The following is a 22,911-nucleotide window of genomic DNA, read 5'->3' on the forward strand; positions in this document are numbered from 1 at the left end:
CTATTCAACAAGGCCCATAATAGAAAATCCAGACAATTCCATAGGACCAAATAGTAAATATAGATATCCATAGGACTAATAGATAAAAAACGTATGCTGGGCAAACCACTCCAAATTTATACGCAAATTCTGTATCATCAGTAGACCTCTTTTTACTGCCTTAACCTGCTTCGGCGGTTTTTTTATTGCCGACTTAATCTCGAATTAAAAAAACCCGTAGAACGGAATCCTTACTTACAGAGATGTTGTGCAGAATGATTATGGGTAATTCAGATAACGATTGTAGGATCTCTCACAATCTCCTGATGTACGAAACTACGCAAAGCCGAGACTTGTTCCGCATTCGGATTGGCGAACTCAACGCCGTAGCAAAATAGCAAATCCTGTTTAATATTCGAAGATTTAATATTCACATTTAACAGCATGGGAATACTCCGCTCTTCAAGTTGCAATTCAAAAGACAGCTCCAATTTTTCGTTAAGCTTTAATCCCAAATCGTCTTGCAAAGTAATTTGCGCGCCGCTCGCACTCAAATTGGTAATTAAAATTTGCGCGCCGGTTACATTGGCTCTTGCTTTGATTCCGGTTCTAATCCTTCTTGATTTTCGAATTATCTGACCTTTGATTTGTTTAGGAAAAGATAAGCAAAGACATTTGAAGGGATGTTTGATTACATAATCGACAAAAATTCTAAAGCTAAATGCATTTTTCCCATTAAAAAAATTGACCTGCATTTGATCGCCTTCCACAAATGAAGTCCCTACCATTTGATCGGTTACCGGCAAAGAAACCAACAACATTACGTTAGGAATATATCCGATTACGGTCACCATGCAAGCACCAGTCTTTGAAAAAGACAGGATTCCTGCATTTGATTGCGGCTTTAACATCAGCTTGTCGCCGACTTTAAGCTGCATACCGTTAAAATCGAACGAAGCTGAATAATCGTTTAGCTTATTATTATTTAATTGATTTTCTTTGTATTGAAAGAAAATCTTTCTATCGGGCAGTTTTCTCAGCTCATCCGGTGTTTTAAATATATGCCCCTGCTCTCGCAGCACCGCTTGATTTTCGTCTACTAAATTATGCGGTAACGGCTGGCCTATTTTTAAATCGGATAACTGGATTTGCGTTAAATTCATCATCTTTATCTTAAAGAATAAGTGATGAGAATTACGGTTAAATATCTAGATAGATTGAGTCGGAATATTCTGTTTTTATGTAGGATTGTTCCTTTTAATTTGATCTCATGAAAAAATAACCATCATTTCAATGATACCGAGCGCGCGGCAGTCTACCGGGCTATCAGCATAAGTTACCACTTAATTATATTCATAAATAATCACATAAACTTAACAACCCAGTCGTATACTTAAAATAGTAAGTGGCAAGGCGTAGCGGCATCGCCCCCAATGCCGCATTAAGTTAGGAGTGATTATTATGAATATTGATCGTCGCCTTCTATCCATTATTGGCCGTCGCTTTCCCGCTATTTACGATGTCATTCCACGCGGGCCGCAGGCTATTTTTGTTAACCGCTTATCGGAAGTCGCACTTAACCCTCAACCGCTGCCACCTCATGAACTAGGCGCAGCCATTGCACGAGAATTTATTCATGCCGTATGGCTAGCCAATCGTTTGGGTTCTGATCCAAGCGCAATTTTTGCCGACTTGGATGATTGGTGCCCAACCTTGCCGAAGCTACCTAAGCTACCACCTTGGTGGCCGCCGATCCCGGAACCGGATCCTGATCCTCATCCCGAATGGTTTACTGATCTTCATCTGGGATTTGCCGCTCAAATTGCTGTAGCCGCAACCAAACTTGAAGGAACTCGGGCAGGAGAGTTACTCAATAAAGCGATTGATCGTTCTCTGGAATCGATCGATAGACAAACTTAATCCTAGGTAATTTAAGCAAGAAAAACCCGGAGGATATTCCTATCTTCCGGGTAAAAGTCATTACGGATATAACACCACAATTATTTCGGCAAATATTCCAACATCTTTAAGAATACTCTCACAGAACAGGAAAATATTCCGTACAAATAATTGATTTATCAATCCGCAAACTTAATTTCACCGAATAGCTTAAGCAGATGCGGATCATATTGCTGCGAATCGCGCCGCATGATCAGCAATGCCTCGTCCGTTGCAACTCCTTTGTGGTACGGCCTGCTTTCAATCAGCGCATCGTAGGAATCCAAAATCCTGACAGCTCTCGCTAATAAAGGAATCTCATCCCCGGATAAACCTTTCGGGTAACCGCTGCCGTCATAATTTTCATGATGATAGAGAACGATATCTGTAATGCGCGGATCCAGGTTCAATGGATTCAAAAGCCTACAGCCAATTTCAGCATGCTGCCGGATCAGCAAAAACTCACTGGTGGTCAACTGCGATGGCTTGTTTATGATGTAGTCACTAATATGCAGCTTACCAATATCGTGCATACCGGCACCAATAGCGAGAAACTCCGACTCTTCCAGGGACAACCCGATTAGCCTGGCGAATGAAATCGTATTTCTCCTCATCCGCTGCTGATGCCCGCCAAGATCCGGATAACGTCCATCGATGATGCCATTGATAAAGTTTAAGGCAACGACCGGATCGATTGTTTCCGAAACAAAATCATCAGAACGCGGCGCTGTAATAGAAGCATGTGAATAATTTTGCATGGCAATCCTCTCAGGTTAAATTTCAGAACGAACAAAACCATAAACGGATTACCAAAAAATACATTCTGTCATCTTATTCTTTTTTTTCTTGGCATAAAGATTGCTTTTTGTAGGATTCTCCCGATATTCAATAAATTAAGTGCCATTGTAAATACCCGTAGAGAAAACCCATCAAACGGGTGTTTAAATGCTTTTAAAATAATTTTGAGATACAAAAAAACCCCGCAAAGCGGAAGAATCCACTCTACGGGGCCGTTTGCTTTTGATAAGGAAAGCAATGCAGTTGTAGTATCGGCATGATGTCCCAGAACTTTAGAAATAACTTCTTGCTACAATGCCTCCAAATTAAGAGGCAACCCCTCACCAAGCCACCGGGCAAAAACGGTATGCGCTGCCAATTCATCGGCTTGAACGGGGTGAATCAATACCGGCAACCCCGCCCTTTTCTTGTCAATCAGCAATGCAGCTTTATTGATATTGCGTGAAGGAATATGAATTTCAAACATCGGCATTGGGTGCGGGCCGATCGGCTTTAATATCAGCTCTCCCACATAGATTAATTGCGGGATCGCGAGAATCAAATCTTCCCTGACTTGTTTTGCGAGCTCGATTTCATTTTCCTTAAAATAAATGTGCGCGTGGAATATTTCCATAATTTTATAATTTTTATTGGTATGCGAATCAGTTGAGGCCATCATCTTAGAACAACGATTAGAACTAAGATTCAACGCAATACCATTCCGCAATGACAGCACTTGTCTCACATCTATATCTTTGAGCATTCGAGTAAAAGTAATTTTTTTATTAAAGACAACAGTATTTATCCGATCATTAACAATCAGGTTGAAGTTGAAGGATTGTTACGGTTTGCGGTGAAATATATTGAGTCGGATGATTCTTAATTATCCGCAGCGATTAGCGCATAGCCGCGTAGGATTCCGCCCATCCCCCCTCACGAACAAAATCACGGCATCTTTCCTATCAACCGTCCGGCAGTGCAATCTCAACACAAATTCCCAATTAAGAATTTTAGCGTTACGCTATTGACAATATTTTAGCGCAACGCTAATATAAACCATCAATCAGCCACCATAAGTCGTGAAAGCAGGTGAGGTTGAAAGGCTACCTCCTTAAGCCGTCGACACGGTGGAGCCTGTGGAAGCCAGGCGAACGAATTCAAATAACAGCGCGAGGTGAAAAATGATCAAGTGCAGAGTGAAAGTGATAACAAAAGATTTCAGATACCACTACTCCGGAATATTTCAATCAACGTGGCATGCGATGGTTGATGCCGCGGCAAAAGTAACCAATCCCGTGCGATTGATAACTGTGCAGGTGATTAGATGAGCATTCCGATGATGAAATTATCGCCACAGATTGTCGCGCTACGCATCCGGGAAAACGAGTGGGTGGCGCTTGAGCGTACCATCGATGATCTGGTGTTAAACCGGAATTACCCGCTCGATATTCCAAAAATGCTCGAGTGTATCCAAGCATCGCTGACAAAACGGCAAGGATTTTTACCAATGGAATCTTTTGAACATAAAGATATTCAGCGGGATGTGGATGCTCTGCAAGTGTTAATCGATCACTTCAATATGCGTCACGAAGCTTGAGGTGAAGCGATGAATTTGAAAAGACGATTAGCCATTAAATTCGAGCGCTCCCAAAAACTGCTCGCCAATTTCGTTTATTACGTGCGCCGGGGATATTCGCCGGGTATCGCATGGAATATGGCTGAGAGGACGCTGTAATGAGCGCCGCAATCAAGATTGTCGGGATCCAGAACCGGGAAGATATCGCCTTCGATTTAGGTGCGTGTGCTTACAGTGAAAGTATTCTGCCGCACGAGAACCCATACAGCAAAGAACTCGAACCACAATTGCACAAGGCGTGGGCGAGTGGCTGGAAACATGAACGTGAATATTGGGAGTTTGGCGATCATGAATGAGCCATCTATCACCATCCGCGCATCATCTTGGGCCGGTTTGTTCGACTGCGCGTACCGCTGGGAAGGAATTCACCTGCTCAAAATGAAAAACACTGTCGGCTTGCGTGCCGCACTTGGCACTGCAATTCATGCCGGTTCTGCGGTATTCGATCAGGCACGCATTTCCGGGGACACGGTTACGGTTAACGATGCGGCCGGCGTGCTGGTCGATAAGTTACGCGATCCAGAAAACGAATACGACCCCAATAAAGACGATCTGACTAAACCGGAAGCGGAAAGCATTGGGATAACACTGCTTTCAAAGTATTGCCTGGAAGTATCGCCAAATTACAACTTTGTGGCAGTTGAAATGGAAACAAAGCCGATGGATATTGACTGTGGCGGAGGAATTATCGTGCAACTTACCGGCACGATGGATCGGGCCAGGATCAAGAAATCAACGAATGGAATCGGTATCGCTGACCTCAAGAGCGGTTCTTCCGCAGTACAAAAAGGCGCAGCGGTCACCAAAGGCCACGCTGCTCAGGTTGGAACTTACGAATTACTGTTCGAGCACACAACCGGCGAACCGATCACATCGGAGGCTGAAATCATCGGCCTCAATACCAAAGGCAAAGCCGTGATTGCTACCGGTTTCATCAGCAACGCCAAAAAAGTAATGACCGGCGATCAAGACAACCCCGGGTTGATTGAATTCGCCGCGGATATGTTCAGATCCGGACGGTTTTATCCCAATCCAAAATCACTTCTCTGCTCGGAAAAATATTGCCCACGCTGGAAAACATGCCACTTTAAAGGAGATTAGAAAATGGCAGCAACAAATTTAACAGAACTGAAGCAACCAAAAGCAGCAGAATCATTAATTCCGCAAGTGCATGTTGGATTCTTCGACTTGCAATCGTTCGAACTGATGCTACGAATAGCCAAAGGATTCGCTTCATCAACACTTGTTCCAAAGGAATATCAAAACAATCCTAGCAACTGCATGATCGCACTTAATCTTGCTCAGCGCATTGGCGGTGATCCGCTGATGGTTATGCAAAATTTGGTAGTTGTATACGGAAAGCCAACATGGTCATCGCAATATTTGATAGCAACCGCAAATATGTGCGGCAGATTTTCTGCTATTAGATTTGAGTTTTTCGGAGAGAAGAATACTGACGGATGGGGATGCAGGGCTTGGACTATTGAGCATGCAACGGGTGAGAAACTAGTTGGTTCCGATGTCACTATCGGAATAGCAAAAAAAGAAGGTTGGTTCGCAAAAAATGGTAGCAAATGGCAATCAATACCACAGCAAATGCTTATGTACCGATCTGGCGCATGGTGGGTACGGGCTTATGCCCCTGAGCTATCAATGGGCCTGATGACAGCTGATGAGGCAAGCGATGTGTTTGAGGCTCAGAAGTCTTCGGATGGTAGTTACTCGGTTGATATTGACTCAATTAAAGGTAGTGTCGACAAATCGACCGGTGAAATAACCGACCAGCCAAAGCAAATCTCTCAAGACAAGCCAGACATAAAACCGGAAGAAATCCAATCAAAAGGCTCTTTCGTTCCATCGCCAGAAGAGCAGGAAGCAATCCGCCAGCGCGAAATAGCAGAAGCGGAAGCCTATTCTGGCAGGCAGGAAGAAACCCCACCACCCGAGAAAAAGAAAAAACCAGAATCTGAGCAGCTGGTAATTGAGTAACACCGCTCGTTAATGACCAAAGCCAGCCTCATACCTCATGTCCGCCAAAGCGATCATAAAACTGATCGGAGAGAACGCTTATCGCCACGACCGATGGAGAGTGTTCAGCGATTTCGTGCAATTGTCCGCGTTTGCGATCAGCAATGCGGTCGATATGCGCAACCGTGATGCACGAGAAAGCGAATATATGCGGATTATCGGTCAGTACAGCAAGGATGAAGCAAACAGATTCCCCATGATGCTGGCAGAGTTGGTGAACGGACTTGAAGATGGAATGGCGGATGTGCTCGGGCAGGTTTATATGGAGCTGGAATTAGGTAACAAGGATCGTGGCCAAGTATTTACGCCTTATTCGCTATGTCAGGCGTCTGCAAAAATGGTATTCGATAAGCCGCACGTTGATTCAATCATCGCCGACAAAGGTTATATAAGCATGCAGGAGCCAGCAGCCGGGGGTGGCGCGATGGTAATTGCTTTTGCTGAAGTAATGAAAGAAGCGGGAATCAATTACCAACAGCACCTGCATGTAACGGCGACAGATGTGGATATCAAGGCGGCTTGTATGGCTTATGTGCAATTTTCATTGCTCCATATCCCAGCTACGGTCATTCACGGCAATACGCTGTCGCTGGAAGAATGGTCGCGCTGGTACACGCCAGCTCACATCCTTGATGGTTGGAGCATACGGCTGAGATCAAAAGCGCAAAAACCGGAATTGATTGAACCTGAAACACAGATTCATCAAGTTACAGAGGAATTGGTAATTACCGAAGAGCCAGTGCCAATCCCAATTGCAGCAAAGAAACAAGAAACAGTTCAGTTATCACTTTTTTGAGGAGAAACACAATGAACGACTTCAGACAAATGACTGCGGAAACGGCAGGTAAGGATTTGCTAGGTGCACTGGTTACCGAGCTCAAACTTTTGCCGGATGTGTGGCAAAAGCTTTCAAAAGCCAAGCAAGATGATGTAATCGACCGGCTGCGCAATCGAATGGAAGAAAACGTGAAGATGGTTGTATTCACCATCGCATCGCAGAACAGAACGACTGTTGCCGGTAGCTTGGACAAAGTAACCATCAAGGGAAATGTTGAAGCGGTAATCAAGTTTGGGATCAATGCAGGGAATTTGCCCGAGCTTTTCGCCGCGGCAGCTGATCAGGATAGCAGAACAGTCCTGGTTGTCGTTGCTGATCCTGCGGCTCACACGCAAGGCATGGATGAAGTTCAGGGAGAAAACGACCAGCGCGCCATGGATTTAGGGCACGAATACCACGATAACGACGGCGGAGGAATTGAAGGCGCATCCGATGTTGACCCAAACACCGGAGAAATTAAAGGATTACCATCGCCAGATCAGGTAAAACCAACCGATGAAGAATTGGAAAAAGCTTTTGATGACGGTTACCAAGCAGCGCAAGAAGGCAAGCCGCAAAGCGACTGCCCGATCATCCGTAGCGAATTGGTTATCGAGTGGGTGAAAGGCTGGAAAGCATGGCATGAAGAAAACGCCGAAACCGCTGAAGAAGTGGAGGTTGAGTAATCATGAGAATTAAACGAATCGCATCCAGTGGCTTTCTTGCCGTGAAAAATATCGAAGTGGACGTGCGCTCACCCATCGTATTGTTTTGCGGCACGAATGAAGCCGGTAAATCCAGTCTGCGCGATGGTATCCATCAGGCATTCACGGGTGAAAATCCGCGCGTGCAGCTCAAGAAGAACTATAAATTTCTGGTGAATGACAAGGACCATGCCGGATACACCTATATTGACTATGACGGCAATCAAAAAGCCGCCATTACCATACCGAATGGCACGCACGAATTAACTCAGGCGCTTCATTCCGCCCTGCCCTATGTGCTGAACCCGGCATTATTCGCCAGCATCACGCCGGATGATCGCGCCAAGTTTCTTTTTGACCTTGGCAATCTTCGCAGTGATGGCGCGGAAGTTAAACAAAAGCTGCTGGATCATGGGTGTGATGCCGGGAAAGTAGGTGAAATCATGCCATTCCTGCGTTCTAGTTTCGAGAATGCGCATAAGCAGTCCACTGAAAACGTAAAGCAAGCACGTGCTAATTGGAAAGCTGTCACAGGTGAAACCTACGGCGACAAAAAGGCCGAAGGATGGAAAGCTCCGGTACCGGCTATTGACGCATCGGCAAAAGAAAAAGCTGAAGCGGAATTATCAAGAATCGACGTTGAGCTTGAGGAAGCAAACCAAAAGCTTGGTGCTATGCAGGCTGCATTGAATGGTGCAAATCATAGAGCCGGTGAAATTACCCGGCTTAAGGAATTATCTGAAAAAGAAAGCCGCATCCGTGAAAAGCTCGATCATGATCGCCATCAAGTTGAAGAATGGCAAACCAAGATTGAAGAAACCAGAAAATTGGCGCTTGGTTCTCGCCCAGGAGCTGTTGCGTGCAAATGCCCGGAATGCGATGCGGAACTGGTTTTCACCGGAACTGAATTAGTTGCTCGCGCGGGTGATATGCATGGCGATGAAGATGCGGCCGCAAGCTTGGGGAAATATGAGAACGCTTTATCGATGTTTAAAAACGCGGTTGCAAATGGAGAACGCGATTTAGCAGCTGCAACAGCAGCACGTGAGCAATTGGCTCTGATGAAAGATGATCAGGAGACGCCAAATCAAGAAGATATCGACGCACTGAAAGCCAAAATTTCGGTTCTCAGATCAGGTAGGCAGCAAGCCTCGACCGATCTGGAAACTATTAACAAAAACATCCGCCTTGCCAGCGAAGCAGAAGCAATAACTCAAAAAGCAGCAGAACACCATGCCAGCGTGCAGGCGTGGGACAAAATAGCATCAGCACTGGCACCGGACGGCATACCGAGCGAAATGCTTCACGCCGCACTTGGGCCAATTAACGTCAGATTAGCAAAAAGTTCAGTTGATACCGGGTGGAAGCAGGCAGTTATCAACCCTGATATGTCGATCAGCTACGAAGAACGTCCCTACGGATTATCTTCAGTATCCGCAAAGTGGCGTGCAAACGTAATGATAGCGGAAGCAATCAGTCACGTATCCGGCATCAAGTTTTTAATGGCTGATGAATTCGACCTGCTCGATCTGCCAAACCGCAGCGCTTGTCTAAAGTGGCTCATCGGATTGGCGCGCAACCATGAAATTGACTCGGTTCTGTTATTCGGAACTCTCAAAGAAAAACCGGCAAAGCTACCGCCAGAAGTCGCTGCGCATTGGATTCAGGATGGCGTTCTGGTGGATCAAGTTGTGGAAGCGGCGGCGTGAACAAACCAGTGACAAAACCAACATTTATGTTCGATATCGAACAGAACTTTGTTGAATTTACTGCGACACTGCCCAGTAAGTCTATTCCTGTTACCCAATTCGGGAATAGCCCGCACCAGCCCGGATGCTGCCCGGCATCTAGTCGGAGGGCTGGAAGATTACTCCTATCCAGTGCGCTTCACTTCGCTCTACTCACTTGGCGCGCTGGACTTCTCGTTTATGGGCAGAACACAGTTTTAAATCGAAGGACTTCCAGCCGTATGACCGAAAGTTCTGATATTGCTATGTTCTGCCCACCCGTTTCAAATAACGCATTGACATTAAAAACTGCTGGAGCAATCCGGCTTTGTCTCAGCCGATGGCAAGCACCCGGCCAGGCTCAACCTCTCCATGTTGGCGAATACCAAGGCATTTATCTCACCCCTAATGCACTTACTCAACGAAATGCGAGCAGACGGCCATGATGTCTCTGCGCCCTGGGATGAATTCATTGCGATGCGCGAGGCACTCATATCAGCAGATAAAGCGTTGGAAAAGATTTACATGGAAGCGCTACAAGTCAATTTCAGGGCGGCCAGTACGGTGGGGATCAACAGGAGAAAAGAATGAATGAATTAACTCCAAATCAATTAGAGAATCAAAGCAAGGAAGCAATTATCGCTTACCTGAAAGATTGCAATATTAAATTAGAGTATTTAGAAAAAGATTCTCCCTATACAGATAAATGGAAGCGGGATCCTAAACATGGAAAGGTATTTGACATAGAAAATTTTTATTACCGGATATCAAATGCTAAGCCTTGGTACAGGGTTGGTCTGACTGTCGATGGAAAAACAGTAACAGCGGACAATGATCATCAAGAAGAGCTTTTAGAAAAGGGAGACGGTTTTGTCAAATGGATAACCGAAAGGATCGAATATGACTAATAAACTCGATGAGCACTAATTGGATTCAGGATGGCATAATTGTTGATAAAGCTATGGAAGCTGCGGCGTAGTCGGTGAAGCAGGCAGGATTATTGAGATTAGATCCTATAAGGATAGGATGAAATGAATTTTTTAGAGTGGCCGTGTGAACTGGTTTTTAGTGTTTGTAGCTTTTTCGTAATGACAAAAGCATTGTTGGCATTAATTCTTGGCGTTGTTATAGCCGGGATGATTTTCGTAACAATAAAAGAAATAATCAAGGATTCGAGGAAATAATCGAAGTGAAACGCCCGGCAAGGCGAACCAATCCTTGACCGGACGGGACATATGGCGAGCATATGTTAAATTGATTATCGGACGGGCATTAAAAAACTTTATGGATTATTAATCAAGCTATTAATCCAGTCCGGGTTTGTATACCAATAATATCCGCCCGCAATGAGTAGGAAAGCGACAATTAAAGCGACAGCAACTAACATCAGAATATCGCTACTGCTAAATCGCGGCTCTTCTAAATTGACGGTTTTGCTGGTTGGTTCTTCGGGATTATTCGTATTCATGGGAACCTCCTTTTTAATAAAAGCTGAAATGTATCTGTAAAAAATTTATTGATCTGTTCGGTTGTTAACATTGGGTCAGAAAATTTTGGCGCGTTACTACTGAGCGACTGATTCAGATCTAAGCAATTCAATAATTGATATCATCTTTGAATGGGGTTATGACCAAATGAGCGAAACTCACTGGATAAAATGCAGCGAACAGATGCCGCCAGAGGACTATAGTTTGATAGTAATAAAAGTCAAAGGAAAAGTGCTCGGAAAAATAGTCAGCCTGGATTTTCATCGGTGCAACTATTACGCAGCAGAGGATACTGAATGGTATCTGATTCCAGCAGATAAATGACAACCCTTACGCGCTCATACGTACAGATAAATTAAAAATACCGAATCAATAGATTGCCATGAGTTTGTTCCTTGATTCAGAAGACGTCTCCATACTGACCGGCAGAAAAACCAAATCCGGCCAGATTGACGCACTGCGCCGGATGGGCATACTATTTTATGTTAACGCGGTGGGAAAACCCGTTGTACCAAGGTCAGCGATAGAACCTAGCAGCAAACAACCGGACGCCATCGAAAAACCTTGGAAACCGAACGTGCTGAAAAATGGGTAGAAAGCCATCAATAAACCTAAACCTGCCGAAAGGCGTGCGGGCCAGGAAACGCGGCGCGAAGATTTGGTATTACCTCGACACCGGCGGAAAACCGCGCAAAGAAATACCACTAGGCAATGATTACGCGATGGCCATAAAAAAATGGGCAGAACTGGAAATTGATGCAACCCCTAGCCACGCGGCAATCATAACCTTCCGCTATGTCGCCGAACGTTACACAAAAAAAGTCATCCCGACAAAAGCACCATCCACACAAAAAGGCAATCTGCGGGAACTTGTCTGGCTATATAAATTCTTTGACAATCCGCCCGCACCGCTGGAAAAAATTGAACCGATCAACATACGGCAATACCTAGACTGGCGTGGAAATATACGCGGCAAGAGAGAAAAGGCTCTCTTCAGCCACATTTGGAATTGGTCCAGGGAGCAGGGATACACCAACCTGCCAAACCCATGCGCAGGAATAAAAGGTATCTCTGAGAAAGGCCGCAAGTATATTTACATAGAAGATTCAGTCTTCAACGCAGTTTACGAAAAAGCCAGTCAACCACTACGCGATGCTATGGATATGGCCTATTTAACCGGGCAAAGACCTGCTGATGTGCTAAAAATGACTGATCACGACATTGGTGTAGATAACACCTTAAGTGTCACGCAAAACAAGACCAAAGCGAGACTAAGAATCAGCATAGAAGGCGAATTGGCGATACTGATCAAAAGAATTTTAACCAGAAAAGCAAACCATAAAGTCAGAAGTTTCTCATTAATTGTTGATGACAAAGGACAGAGACTCACAGCGTGCGCGCTACGTGGTCATTTTGACCGAGCCAGGGAGGCTGCAGGAATCAACAAGGAATCATTTCAATTTCGCGATCTCCGCGCAAAAGCTGGTACCGATAAAGCGGAATCAAGTGGAGACATCAGACAGGCTCAAAAACAGCTAGGACATTCAACTATCACCATGACAGAACATTATGTAAGAGATAGGAAAGGCAGCAAAGTTACACCCACTAAATAGCCATTTTACCGATAAAAATTGATCGTTTTTGTTCCGCTAAAAAAATTTACCCCGCATGAACAAAGGATTTCAGAAGCATCATTTTTGCTCTTTTGCGGAACGCAATTCTCTTATAGGCCAATGATTATAAACATTTATAATTCCAACTTAAAATCCCTCGGGCCTAAAACGCCCGTGCCGGTTCGATTCCGGCTCCGGGCACCAATAAACAATAAGCTGCCAATCCCTTGGGAGCTTAAAAGCACTCCGTAGCATTCCGCAAAATACACACTCCGTTCTGCAGTTTTGTTTTAGTCATAAATGACAGCGAACACGTTGACTAATCAGCGCATTGAGAATGGGTCGATCCAATCAACTTTACGCTGCTGAACACCCCCAAAGATAGGACAAATCAATAATAGAAACCGGTCTCTATTTAGGGTAGTATTTTGAGCTTAAAAATGAGTTACTTTATTTTTAAGCACTTAAGTAGATTCCGCAAAACACTTTGAGATTTACCCTCATACAGTTGGAGACGACAATGAAAAAAATTTATCACTATATAGTTGGCGCTTTGCTGGCATCACCAATGCTTGCTTCTGCAGCAACAAACTATAATTTATCCAGTGACTTTAGCAATATAAATAATCCAAACGGGACTTGGTCTTTCTTACAAGGGACAACACCGCTGGCGTCTCAAATCCCTTTAAACAATGGCAACCCGCTTTATCCTGCTACTACTTCAGGTTATTTCAGCACAGGGCCTAATTTGAATGTCGACACACCGGATGTCATTAAAACCGCAGTAAGCGGCAGTAGTGCGGGTGAAACCGATACCGATTTCTTAGCTGGAGATGTAATCATTCATAGCCCCAACAGCGGAGATCCATTATTTGTAGTATGGACTGCACCCAGTGACGGCATAGTCGATTTCACCAGTGATATCTGGTACGCCCATTCGACTGTGAGCCGCTCAAATGATGCTTCTATATCATTAGGCGGATCTTTCCTAGGCTCAGCCACAATATCAAATGCGTCTTATGGCGATAGAACTAATCCATGGCACATGAGTGGTGATGATTTGGCCGTTGTTGCCGGAGATACACTTTCATTTGCCTTTACAAAAAGCGCCGGACAATCTTTTGGATCTTTGGATGGCGTAAACGTCGATATCTCATTTACCAGCGCAGTTCCTGAGCCTGAGACTTACGCTATGCTACTAGCCGGTCTAGGATTGCTGGGATTAGCAATACGCAGCAGAAATCAAACCGTCTAAAAAAACTGCCCGATTTTATCGGGTAGTTTTCATTTAACCGCTTATACCCGGCATTACCTACACCAGCGGCAAGCAAGTCCACTGCAACATTTCATACTGAATAACTTCTCTCTGCACATTTGCAACAAATTCCCAAAGAACTGATTCAACCTCGCTGGGAAGCGAGGTTTCGTCAGAAAAACGGTTGTCGGCTTAATAATACATTGCGCTTGTGACGCAACCTTCATAACAGCCATCACTCTATGAGTTCAGTCCTACACTCTATCAAACTATAAACTTTTAGCATCCGCTTCCGATAAATACTGAGAAACCAAGATCAGGAATTTGATCCGACTTCATTTCGTTAAACTCGTATTTACAATCACACACTGACGCAATTATTCCTATGCCAAAATTACGCCTAAAAATCATTAAACCCAGAACAAAAAAACATTTATCTCAAATAGACAATCTTCTTAATATTACTGGCCGCTTCGTACAAGAAAAAATCCACAAGATGCTCGACAACGATGTATTGCCTTTGATCATCGCGCCATCTATTTTCCTGATATTTGCGGGCCTGGAGTGGTGGCGCTGGTATCTGGAAATACCAACACCTATTCCGCTTCTTTTAACTATCATCGCGCTGGGCGTAGGCGTATATTGCTCCTACAAACTATTGGGGCATAAGAAAAATGAGAGCAGACAAAAAGACTTACGCACAAGCATCAATCAGCATCCAGAATTACACTAGCCACATCAATGGCTTAGTGAATATATTGATCACAGCCAAGCTAGTATTCAGTCGATTGTTAAATAGAAACAAACTCCGGAATGCCGACTAAAGTGTATTACAACAGCGCTTGCCCTGTTTGCAATGCAGGCATAAAAGATCAACGCCAGCGCATGGAACAGTGTGGTATCAAAGACGTTGACTGGGTGGATGTACACAACAGCCCGGGCACTGTGTCAGAAACGGGCAATCCGCTGGAACAGGTGCGCGAGCGATTACACGTGAAAGACAATAGTGGCCGATTGCGTATCGGTATCGATGCATTCATCTATCTTTGGCAACAGACTCCGAATCAGCGTTGGCTGGCAAACTTGTTGCAATTGCCGGTCATCGGATCACTGGCACGACTCGCCTACAATGGCTTTGCCCTGTTGCTTTATCGCTGGAACCGGGCATTAAAACACTAGTAATTCTACGCGCTCACATTTTCGCAAGAATTTCCCCAGCTTTACACCAGTTTCCAGTTCAAAGGATTACCCGCATAAAGCGGTATTAACTGCTCTCCTGCAAAATCAAACTGCTCCGGGACAACCCAGCTTTCTTTCTTCAACGTAATCGAACTTGTATTCCGCGGTAATTGGTAAAAATCCGCGCCATGAAAACTGGCGAACGCTTCCAGTTTATTCAATGCTCCCGCCTGTTCAAAGGCTGTCGCATATAACTCGATGGCGGCATGCGCTGTAAAAATTCCCGCACAACCGCAGACATTTTCTTTGTTCATCTGTGAATGTGGAGCACTATCGGTCCCGAGAAAAAACTTTGGATTGCCGCTGGTCGCCGCTTCCAACAAAACTTTCCGGTGTATTTCACGCTTCAACACCGGTAGGCAATAATGATGCGGACGAATACCGCCCTGAAAAATCGCATTGCGGTTCAGTAGCAGATGATGTGCCGTAATCGTAGCTGCGATATGGCGGGATGCTGCCGCCACAAACTGTACCGCATCGCGCGTGGTGACATGCTCAAATACGATACGCAAATCCGGGAAACGCTGTATCAGCGGCGCCAGTATCCGGTCGATAAAAACTTTCTCGCGATCAAATACATCCACATCGGCATCCGTCACCTCGCCGTGCACCAGCAGCGGTAAATTATTTTGTTCCATCGCCGCCAGCGTGGCATAGCATTTGGCGATATCGGTGACACCGGCGTCGGAATTCGTCGTCGCCCCGGCTGGATATAATTTCACACCATGTATCACACCGCTTTCCTTGGCCCGGATGATTTCCGATGGCAGGGTATTGTCCGTCAAATACAAGGTCATCAACGGTTCAAAACCGGATTGCAATGCCGCAGGCAAAGCCGCCAGGATTCGTGCGCGGTACGCCAGCGCCATTTCGACCGTCACCACCGGCGGCCGCAAGTTCGGCATAACAATGGCGCGCGCGAATTGTTTTGCCGTATGCGGTAACACGGCGCGCAGTTGCTCGCCGTCACGCAAATGCAAATGCCAGTCGTCGGGGTGGGTAAAGGTAATACTGGTCAAGATTTATCCGTGATTGTGTTGAATAAGAGCATTATAGTGCAGGCATCCACATCCATACTATCCGGCATCTCCTCCTGTCTTCAGATCCAGCGCCAATTGATACAGCGCATTCTTGTTTTCACCGGTAATTTCTGCTGTCAGCTTAACCGCCTGCTTTAACGGCAACTCGACCAGCAAACACGTCAATGTATGCCGCGCCTGATCGCTGATCTCGGATTTATCCGGAGTTTCCGCGCCGGATAATAGCAAAACAAACTCGCCTTTTTGCTGATTGGTATCCGCCTGTAACCAAGACAGCGCATCAGCTAGTGTTCCGCTATGAATGGTCTCGAATAATTTGGTTAATTCCCGCGCCAAGGTAATTTCGCGTTGCGCTCCGAAAATATCGATCATGTCCGCAATGCATTCCAGAATCCGATGCGGCGCTTCATAGAATATCAATGTATAGGGATGCGATTTTAACGCCGTCAATTCGCGTTTACGCAACCCGCTTTTTGTCGGCAGGAAACCATAAAACAAAAAATGTGGATTCATCATTCCAGCCGCCGATAAGGCGCAAACTGCCGCATTCGCCCCGGGAACCGGAACAACCCGGTAGCCACTTTCGCGCACGCGTTGCACAACAATCGCACCGGGATCGGAAATGCCGGGCGTGCCTGCATCAGTTATCAAGGCAACGCTTTTTCCAGATTCCAGCAAAGTGACTATTTTGCCCGCGACCGCCGCCTCGTTATGTTGATGCAATGCGATCAATTTCGCCGTAATGGCATGCGCCGCCAATAAATGCTTGGAATTCTGCACATGCTCGGCGGCAATCACTTCGGCTTTAGCTAATACATCCAGCGCGCGCAAGCTGATATCGCTTAAATTTCCTATTGGGGTAGCAACCACATATAATGCACTTTTTTCCAGCATAATCCTCACTATGCCTCGTTTATTGACAATTCTCGCGGTATTACTCCTGGCACTATACGGCAACCCGCCAGCCATGGCCACCGGCGTGGAAGAATCCACACAACCGGAAATTGTACCCGGGCCGCTGATCGTTGCACATATTGCGCTGCTGCTTCCGCTTGAATCCGCGGCGTTTGCAGAAGCAGCAAATGTGGTCAAAGAAGGATTTGAAGCTGCCGCACAGCGCGGACAATCGTTGCCGCTGACAATCCGTCTGTACCCGACCAGTGACGATCCGCTCGATATCGTGATGAGTTATTATCACGCCGTGACTTCCGGCGCGGCGTTTGTGGTCGGACCGCTAACGCGGGACGGGGTTGCTGCCATCGCTTCCAATCAGACACTAGCAGTACCGACACTGACACTCAACACGGCCGATAACCATCAGACCCTCCCCGAAAAACTATACTTATTCGGTTTGCAAACGGATACCGAAGCCGCTCAAATGGCAAAATTGGCGCTCGCCAGCGGTAGAAGCCATGCCGTTATCATCGGCGACGATAGCGCCCTGTCGAAGCGCCTGCAAAATGCTTTTAAACAGCGGTGGCAGGATGAATATGGCAAAACCCTTGAATCGCTGCGCTATAGCGAGAATCCGTTGATATTGCAACAACTGCGCGAATTGACAACCGGTACTGACCGGCTGGCTTTTCTGGCCCTGGATGCCGCCAAGTCACGCATCCTGCGGACTTATCTCGACCCTGAAGCACCAGTGTATGCAACATCGCAGATTTTTACCGGAACCGATAACCTCCTGCTCAATAGCGATTTAAATGACATTCAGTTTCTCGACATGCCTTGGCTGCTGCAACCGGATCATCCCGCCGTTATGGCTTACCGTCACACCGGCAAAGCCCGGAATACCGAAATGGAACGTCTCTACGCGCTGGGTATCGACGCATTCCGCTTGATGACCAATCTACTGCAACGGCAATCCGCCAAAGAAATTACTTTGGATGGCGTCACTGGCAATATCCGCTTCGCGCCACCCAACCTATTTACTCGCGAGCCCGTAGCGGCGCAATTCGACAATGGTAAAGTGCGATTGATCGCAATACCGTCGAATACGCCGGAAACACCCCAGAATACGCCTGAAGATGAAGGGCAGTGACGCCGAACAGATAGCGCTAACATACCTGCAACGGCAAAACCTGGTGCTCGTGGCACAAAACTACCGCTGCCGTTTCGGTGAAATCGATTTGATCATGCGCGACGGCGCAACCCTGGTTTTTGTCGAAGTCCGCATGCGATCCAATGCGGCATTCGGCGGCGCTGCTACCAGCATTACAACGGCGAAACAAGCCAAATTGCTACACACCGCCCGGCATTATCTATCCCAGCTCAATAGCGAACCGGCTTGCCGCTTTGATGCGTTGCTGTTATCGGGTAGCCATGGACAGGAAATTGAATGGATTAAGGATGCGTTTGGTGAATAGCCATTCAATCTAAATGAACACTCTTCATAAATAAATACTCCGCCCGCCATCCACGGCAATGATCTGCCCGGTGATATAAGGGGCATCGGCAATCAAAAACTGCACGGTTTTGGCGATATCATCGGGTTCGCCGCAGCGTTTAAGTAAGGTGCTGGCAATAATTTGATTCCGTTCCGCTTCATCGGTCCATTCGCCGTCTTCCGGCCACAGAATGGGCCCTGGAGAAACGCCGTTGACGCGCACTTCAGGGGCCATTTCCACCGCCAGCGATTTGGTCAGCGATAACAGTCCACCCTTAGCGGCGTTGTAGATCACGTAATTCTTCAATGGCCGCTCGGTATGAATGTCAACAATATTGACGATGCAGCCGTGCCGCTCCTTTAGATAGGGTGCGGCCGCCTGTGCCAGAAAAAGCGGCGCCTGGAGATTGCTACCGACCAGATCGCGCCAATCGTCTAGTGTGCATTGCGGCAGCAAGGTCGGAAAGAAGCTTGAGGCGTTATTAATCAGCACGTCCAATTGCCCAAAACGGCTGGCTGCTTTTTCCACCAGTTCCGGTAATAGTTCCGTGTCCAATAAGTCGGCTTGCACCAAAGCCACCGAATCGGCACGTTTTTGATTTAATTCGTCGTGCAGCGCTTTGGCTTCATCGAATGAAGCGCGGTAATGCACAACCAGCCGTGCGCCTTGCGCATGCAGCCTGCGGCAGATAGCCGCCCCTACCCGTTTTGCACCGCCGGTCACCAAAATCACATTTCCTTGCACGTACGTCTCCTTCAAAGAACTGATACACTATGGCCCATTTTACGAATAAACTTTACAATCTACTCTAACTTTATTTCCTATATCATTGATCATAAACATGCTACCTCCCAGTGAAATTGCTTTAGCACATAGCCGATCGGTACAAGCGATGATCCGGGAAAAGATTCTTGCAGCCCATCATTGGATTTCTTTTGAAGATTATATGAATCTTGCATTGTATGCACCAGGACTGGGTTATTACAGCAGCGGCGCAACCAAACTGGGCAATGCAGGAGACTTCGTCACTGCGCCGGAAATCTCTCCGCTATTCGGCCGCACACTGGCGCAGCAGCTATGGCAAATTTCGCAGCACCTTGCCCAGTTTAATATTCTTGAGTTTGGCGCCGGCTCAGGCAAACTGGCGCGGGATATCTTACTTGAACTGGAAAAAACCGCTGCGTTGCCAGAGAAATATTTTATTCTTGAAGTCAGTGCCGATCTGCGCGAGCGGCAGCAATCAGGCCTTAAGCAAGAAATACCCCATCTTGCGGATCGAATCGAATGGCTGGAACAGTTACCCGATCAATTCACTGGTGTCATACTCGCCAATGAAGTGCTAGATGCAATGCCGGTTCACATCATCAAATGGCGTAATGATAACGTGCTGGAACGCGGCGTCACTTGGCAGAACGATCAATTCACTTGGCAAGATCGTGCGATTCAAGATAAAGAACTTCTGACAATCACCCAACAGCTCACTCCCGAAATCAATCCGGACAATAAACCCATCGACTACGTCAGCGAAATCAATCTTGCCGCCGTTCATTTCATGCGCAGCCTGGCAAGCACGTTGCAACAAGGGGTCATATTGCTCATCGACTATGGCTTTGGCCGCAGCGAATATTATCACCCGCAACGCAACAAGGGTACGCTGATGTGCCATTACCGCCACCATGCGCATGACGACCCGTTTTATGTACCCGGCTTGCAAGATATCACCAGTCATGTCGACTTCAGCGCGGTTACGCAGGCTGCGGAAAATGCCGGTTTGCAGCTCCTGGGCTACACAACACAGGCCTATTTTCTGCTCAATTGCGGTATCACTGAAATTCTCGCGCAAACATCTGCGGAAGATACGAGTCATTACTTGCCGCAATCGAATCAATTGCAAAAACTGGTCAGTCCGGCGGAAATGGGGGAGTTGTTTAAGGTCATTGCTTTTGGCAAAGATTTTTCCGAACCGCTGAGCGGGTTTAGTGCTGGCGATATGAGCCGCTTATTATAAAAACGCGATTCCGGTAAATAAGGCGGAAAACTTGCCGATTTACCTAACGGGAAAATTTCCTCCATTTTATTCATTAACTGTTCTGCTGCCACTAGCGCCTTGTCATATAAAGCTCGCAAAACGAATCAAGCAGTCACCGATACTGCAAACTAATATTTCGAGAACGAATCAATGTTGATTATTAACAAACTGGAGTTTAGCCAGAATTTCCGCAGTATCCTGCAACAAGCCGGACAAATTCCCCCACTACCGGAAACCGCACGCGAGCTATTCAAGTTACGCAACAATCCGGAAGCCAATCTGGAGCAACTGACGGGAGTCATTGAAAAGGATCCCAATCTGGCAGCTTTTATTATGAAATATGCCCGTATGTCTATTTTCGGCTACGGCAGCCGGATCAATTCGGTTCATCATGCCGTATCGCTGGTATTGGGCTTTAATACCGCACTTAATCTCGCGATGGGCATCGTCTCATCCGGTTGCCTCAAACTGCCGAATCACGGCGCGCTGGGCCGTATCCGCATTTGGCATCAAACCTTGGAATGCGCCGCCTTATGCCGCGAACTTTGCCAGATCATGACGGAAAAGCATCTCGTCAATTGCGAACTGATTTATCTGAGCGGGTTATTTCACAATTTTGGATATTTATTGTTCGGACACCTGTATCCCAAAGAATTTGCTTATCTGAATGATTTGGTTACCCGCTACCCGGAACAAGAGGCGCGCACATTGCAGCAGCAAGTTTTTGGCATCACCCACGATACGATCGGCATGTATCTGATCAAAGCATGGGATTTTCCGGAAGAAATAGCCGTTGCGGTTGCCGAGCAAAACTTTCCAGATTACTCGGGCAAACATGCATCCTATGTCAAACTGCTCGCCATCGCTAACCGCATGCGGCAAGACCAGGCTCAGGCTGACGGCTGTCCGTATATCGATACATCTTCACTGATGGAATGCTTGAGAATTGATGCCATACAGGCTAAAGCAGTACAAGAAAAAATACGCGGCTGTCAAAACGAGTTTCGTACATTGGCGCAAGATTTGGCGGCATAAAAAAGCATCGTCACTCACCACTGCTGAATGCCGGTGGATAAATGCCCGGCGACAATTTGAACTATAAACCCTGTATTGAGTTAAAATAGGCCCCTATGCCTAATTTTTATAGCCCAGAAGACATTATCCGTCCGGAAATTCTCGCGTTATCCGCTTATCATGTGCCTCCGGCAACCGGCATGATCAAGCTGGATGCGATGGAAAATCCCTATCCGCTACCGTCTGCGCTCCGCGATGAAATCGCTCAACTGACGCTGAACGCGCCTGTCAATCGTTATCCCGATGCCAGCGCCGCTACGCTTAAAGCAACGTTACGCCAGGCTCTGGGCATTGCCGATGACATGGATATCCTGCTGGGTAACGGATCGGATGAAATTATTCAGATCATCGCAATGGCGGTCGCCAAGCCTGGTGCTGTGCTGATGAGTGCTGAACCGGCATTTGTGATGTTCCGGATGATCGCAACATTTGCAAATATTCAGTATGCCGGAGTACCACTACGGAAAGATTTTTCCCTGGATCTGGATGCCATGTTAGCGGCGATTGCTCAACATCGGCCGGCAGTCATTTTCCTGGCTTACCCGAATAACCCGACAGGCAACTTATTCGATCCCGCAGCGATTGAAAGCATCCTGCAAACCACTTCGGGCATTGTCGTCGTCGATGAGGCTTACCATGCTTTTGCGGACGCGAGTTTTATCGATAAACTCAGCCAATATCCGAATTTGCTGCTAATGCGCACGTTATCCAAATCAGGATTGGCCGGTTTGCGGCTTGGGCTTCTGATTGGCCGGTCCGAATGGCTGAAACAGCTGGAAAAGGTGCGTCTGCCTTATAATATTGGCATAATGACGCAATTGATCGCTGAAAAGGTATTGCATCACACTACGGTATTATCGCAGCAAGCCGAAGCCATCAAATCGGAACGCACGAAAATGAACACATTTCTTGGTACAATGCGCGGTGTTGAAGTATATCCGTCCGATGCTAACTTTATTTTGTTTCGTGTCAATGCAGCCAGCCAGATTTTTCAGGCGCTCAAACAACATAATATACTGATCAAAAACCTGGATGGTAGTCATCCATTATTAGAGAATTGTTTGCGTGTAACTGTGGGTACCCCCGATGAAAATTCACAATTTTGCGCGGCATTACGTACCATCCTGAGTGAAACAGTTTAGAATCCTTTCAAATTTCCTTGCATTCATCCAAGATTA

At 46.4% G+C, this 22,911-nt stretch carries 29 protein-coding genes; 22 read left to right on the forward strand and 7 right to left on the reverse strand.

All coding sequences use genetic code 11. The features are described from left to right. Window positions 1–269: 269 nt before the first annotated feature. Window positions 270–1,145, reverse strand: a complete 876-nt coding sequence (locus BLU57_RS08060) for a flagellar brake protein (RefSeq protein ID WP_090318951.1) — start codon at window positions 1,143–1,145, stop codon at window positions 270–272. A gap of 295 nt (window positions 1,146–1,440) precedes the next feature. On the opposite strand from BLU57_RS08060, the gene BLU57_RS08065 reads away from it, so the two are divergent. Continuing rightward, window positions 1,441–1,899 (forward strand): hypothetical protein, encoded by a 459-nt coding sequence (locus tag BLU57_RS08065; RefSeq protein ID WP_090318953.1) that lies wholly within the window; start codon window positions 1,441–1,443, stop codon window positions 1,897–1,899. 158 nt (window positions 1,900–2,057) lie between these two features. Here BLU57_RS08065 and BLU57_RS08070 read toward each other — a convergent pair whose 3' ends face one another. Next, window positions 2,058–2,675 carry an HD-GYP domain-containing protein gene (locus BLU57_RS08070; protein ID WP_090318956.1) on the reverse strand — a complete coding sequence of 206 codons (618 nt, stop codon included), beginning with the start codon at window positions 2,673–2,675 and terminating at the stop codon, window positions 2,058–2,060. A gap of 329 nt (window positions 2,676–3,004) precedes the next feature. Then, window positions 3,005–3,328 carry a DOPA 4,5-dioxygenase family protein gene (locus BLU57_RS08075; RefSeq protein ID WP_090319177.1) on the reverse strand — a complete coding sequence of 108 codons (324 nt, stop codon included), beginning with the start codon at window positions 3,326–3,328 and terminating at the stop codon, window positions 3,005–3,007. A gap of 690 nt (window positions 3,329–4,018) precedes the next feature. On the opposite strand from BLU57_RS08075, the gene BLU57_RS08080 reads away from it, so the two are divergent. From BLU57_RS08080 to BLU57_RS08120, 10 genes are all read left to right on the forward strand, one after another. After that, window positions 4,019–4,291 (forward strand): hypothetical protein, encoded by a 273-nt coding sequence (locus tag BLU57_RS08080; protein WP_090318959.1) that lies wholly within the window; start codon window positions 4,019–4,021, stop codon window positions 4,289–4,291. A 9-nt stretch (window positions 4,292–4,300) separates the two neighbouring features. After that, on the forward strand, window positions 4,301–4,429 hold the full coding sequence (locus BLU57_RS16540) for a hypothetical protein (RefSeq protein WP_256206204.1): 129 nt from the start codon (window positions 4,301–4,303) through the stop codon (window positions 4,427–4,429). Beyond that, window positions 4,429–4,626 carry a hypothetical protein gene (locus BLU57_RS08085; RefSeq protein WP_090318962.1) on the forward strand — a complete coding sequence of 66 codons (198 nt, stop codon included), beginning with the start codon at window positions 4,429–4,431 and terminating at the stop codon, window positions 4,624–4,626. The genes BLU57_RS16540 and BLU57_RS08085 overlap by 1 nt, the downstream gene beginning before the upstream one ends. Next, window positions 4,619–5,431 (forward strand): PD-(D/E)XK nuclease family protein, encoded by an 813-nt coding sequence (locus tag BLU57_RS08090; RefSeq protein ID WP_090318965.1) that lies wholly within the window; start codon window positions 4,619–4,621, stop codon window positions 5,429–5,431. Before BLU57_RS08085 ends, BLU57_RS08090 begins: the two co-directional genes overlap by 8 nt. A gap of 3 nt (window positions 5,432–5,434) precedes the next feature. Beyond that, on the forward strand, window positions 5,435–6,319 hold the full coding sequence (locus tag BLU57_RS08095) for a hypothetical protein (RefSeq protein WP_176776396.1): 885 nt from the start codon (window positions 5,435–5,437) through the stop codon (window positions 6,317–6,319). A gap of 154 nt (window positions 6,320–6,473) precedes the next feature. Continuing rightward, window positions 6,474–7,154 (forward strand): N-6 DNA methylase, encoded by a 681-nt coding sequence (locus BLU57_RS08100; RefSeq protein ID WP_176776397.1) that lies wholly within the window; start codon window positions 6,474–6,476, stop codon window positions 7,152–7,154. Between the two features lie 11 nt (window positions 7,155–7,165). Further along, window positions 7,166–7,861 carry a ribosome modulation factor gene (locus BLU57_RS08105; RefSeq protein ID WP_090318970.1) on the forward strand — a complete coding sequence of 232 codons (696 nt, stop codon included), beginning with the start codon at window positions 7,166–7,168 and terminating at the stop codon, window positions 7,859–7,861. A 2-nt stretch (window positions 7,862–7,863) separates the two neighbouring features. Further along, complete coding sequence (locus tag BLU57_RS08110) at window positions 7,864–9,588, forward strand: ATP-binding protein (RefSeq protein ID WP_090318972.1); 1,725 nt, start codon at window positions 7,864–7,866, stop codon at window positions 9,586–9,588. 390 nt (window positions 9,589–9,978) lie between these two features. Beyond that, window positions 9,979–10,197: a hypothetical protein gene (locus BLU57_RS08115; RefSeq protein ID WP_090318975.1), complete on the forward strand. Its 219-nt coding sequence runs from the start codon at window positions 9,979–9,981 to the stop codon at window positions 10,195–10,197. After that, complete coding sequence (locus BLU57_RS08120) at window positions 10,194–10,514, forward strand: hypothetical protein (protein ID WP_090318978.1); 321 nt, start codon at window positions 10,194–10,196, stop codon at window positions 10,512–10,514. Before BLU57_RS08115 ends, BLU57_RS08120 begins: the two co-directional genes overlap by 4 nt. 374 nt (window positions 10,515–10,888) lie before the next feature. Here BLU57_RS08120 and BLU57_RS08125 read toward each other — a convergent pair whose 3' ends face one another. After that, on the reverse strand, window positions 10,889–11,074 hold the full coding sequence (locus BLU57_RS08125) for a hypothetical protein (RefSeq protein ID WP_090318981.1): 186 nt from the start codon (window positions 11,072–11,074) through the stop codon (window positions 10,889–10,891). Between the two features lie 166 nt (window positions 11,075–11,240). Between BLU57_RS08125 and BLU57_RS15830 the strand changes: the two genes are divergently transcribed. From BLU57_RS15830 to BLU57_RS08150, 6 genes are all read left to right on the forward strand, one after another. Beyond that, on the forward strand, window positions 11,241–11,417 hold the full coding sequence (locus BLU57_RS15830; RefSeq protein WP_143026952.1) for a DUF551 domain-containing protein: 177 nt from the start codon (window positions 11,241–11,243) through the stop codon (window positions 11,415–11,417). Between the two features lie 58 nt (window positions 11,418–11,475). Then, window positions 11,476–11,688: a DUF4224 domain-containing protein gene (locus tag BLU57_RS08130; protein ID WP_090318984.1), complete on the forward strand. Its 213-nt coding sequence runs from the start codon at window positions 11,476–11,478 to the stop codon at window positions 11,686–11,688. Continuing rightward, complete coding sequence (locus BLU57_RS08135) at window positions 11,681–12,706, forward strand: tyrosine-type recombinase/integrase (protein ID WP_090318987.1); 1,026 nt, start codon at window positions 11,681–11,683, stop codon at window positions 12,704–12,706. The genes BLU57_RS08130 and BLU57_RS08135 overlap by 8 nt, the downstream gene beginning before the upstream one ends. Window positions 12,707–13,226: 520 nt before the next feature. Continuing rightward, a complete protein-coding gene (locus BLU57_RS16545; protein ID WP_256206205.1) occupies window positions 13,227–13,961 on the forward strand; it encodes a PEP-CTERM sorting domain-containing protein in 735 nt (244 codons plus the stop codon). A 385-nt stretch (window positions 13,962–14,346) separates the two neighbouring features. Beyond that, window positions 14,347–14,694 (forward strand): hypothetical protein, encoded by a 348-nt coding sequence (locus BLU57_RS08145; RefSeq protein ID WP_090318990.1) that lies wholly within the window; start codon window positions 14,347–14,349, stop codon window positions 14,692–14,694. A gap of 80 nt (window positions 14,695–14,774) precedes the next feature. After that, window positions 14,775–15,140, forward strand: coding sequence for a thiol-disulfide oxidoreductase DCC family protein (locus tag BLU57_RS08150; RefSeq protein WP_090318993.1), 366 nt, complete (start codon window positions 14,775–14,777; stop codon window positions 15,138–15,140). 41 nt (window positions 15,141–15,181) lie between these two features. On the opposite strand, the gene pyrC is transcribed toward BLU57_RS08150, so the two are convergent. After that, window positions 15,182–16,222, reverse strand: coding sequence for a dihydroorotase (gene pyrC, locus BLU57_RS08155; protein ID WP_090318997.1), 1,041 nt, complete (start codon window positions 16,220–16,222; stop codon window positions 15,182–15,184). Between the two features lie 54 nt (window positions 16,223–16,276). Then, window positions 16,277–17,134 (reverse strand): 16S rRNA (cytidine(1402)-2'-O)-methyltransferase, encoded by an 858-nt coding sequence (rsmI, locus tag BLU57_RS08160; protein ID WP_090319000.1) that lies wholly within the window; start codon window positions 17,132–17,134, stop codon window positions 16,277–16,279. A 10-nt stretch (window positions 17,135–17,144) separates the two neighbouring features. Here rsmI and BLU57_RS08165 point away from each other — a divergent pair, with 10 nt between their 5' ends. Further along, on the forward strand, window positions 17,145–18,284 hold the full coding sequence (locus BLU57_RS08165) for a penicillin-binding protein activator (protein WP_090319003.1): 1,140 nt from the start codon (window positions 17,145–17,147) through the stop codon (window positions 18,282–18,284). Then, window positions 18,271–18,609, forward strand: coding sequence for a YraN family protein (locus BLU57_RS08170; protein WP_090319005.1), 339 nt, complete (start codon window positions 18,271–18,273; stop codon window positions 18,607–18,609). The genes BLU57_RS08165 and BLU57_RS08170 overlap by 14 nt, the downstream gene beginning before the upstream one ends. A 24-nt stretch (window positions 18,610–18,633) precedes the next feature. Here the strand turns inward: BLU57_RS08170 and BLU57_RS08175 are convergent, their stop codons facing one another. Further along, complete coding sequence (locus BLU57_RS08175; protein ID WP_090319008.1) at window positions 18,634–19,374, reverse strand: pteridine reductase; 741 nt, start codon at window positions 19,372–19,374, stop codon at window positions 18,634–18,636. Window positions 19,375–19,471: 97 nt separating this feature from the next. Here BLU57_RS08175 and BLU57_RS08180 point away from each other — a divergent pair, with 97 nt between their 5' ends. From BLU57_RS08180 to hisC, 3 genes are all read left to right on the forward strand, one after another. Continuing rightward, complete coding sequence (locus tag BLU57_RS08180; RefSeq protein ID WP_090319010.1) at window positions 19,472–20,638, forward strand: class I SAM-dependent methyltransferase; 1,167 nt, start codon at window positions 19,472–19,474, stop codon at window positions 20,636–20,638. A gap of 171 nt (window positions 20,639–20,809) precedes the next feature. Next, window positions 20,810–21,694 carry an HDOD domain-containing protein gene (locus BLU57_RS08185; protein ID WP_090319013.1) on the forward strand — a complete coding sequence of 295 codons (885 nt, stop codon included), beginning with the start codon at window positions 20,810–20,812 and terminating at the stop codon, window positions 21,692–21,694. 95 nt (window positions 21,695–21,789) lie between these two features. Further along, entirely contained in the window at window positions 21,790–22,875 is a 1,086-nt protein-coding gene (gene hisC / locus BLU57_RS08190; RefSeq protein ID WP_090319015.1) for a histidinol-phosphate transaminase, read from the forward strand. The last annotated feature ends 36 nt before the right edge of the window (window positions 22,876–22,911 follow it).

The organism is Nitrosomonas oligotropha, assembly GCF_900106555.1.
Classification (GTDB): domain Bacteria; phylum Pseudomonadota; class Gammaproteobacteria; order Burkholderiales; family Nitrosomonadaceae; genus Nitrosomonas; species Nitrosomonas oligotropha_A.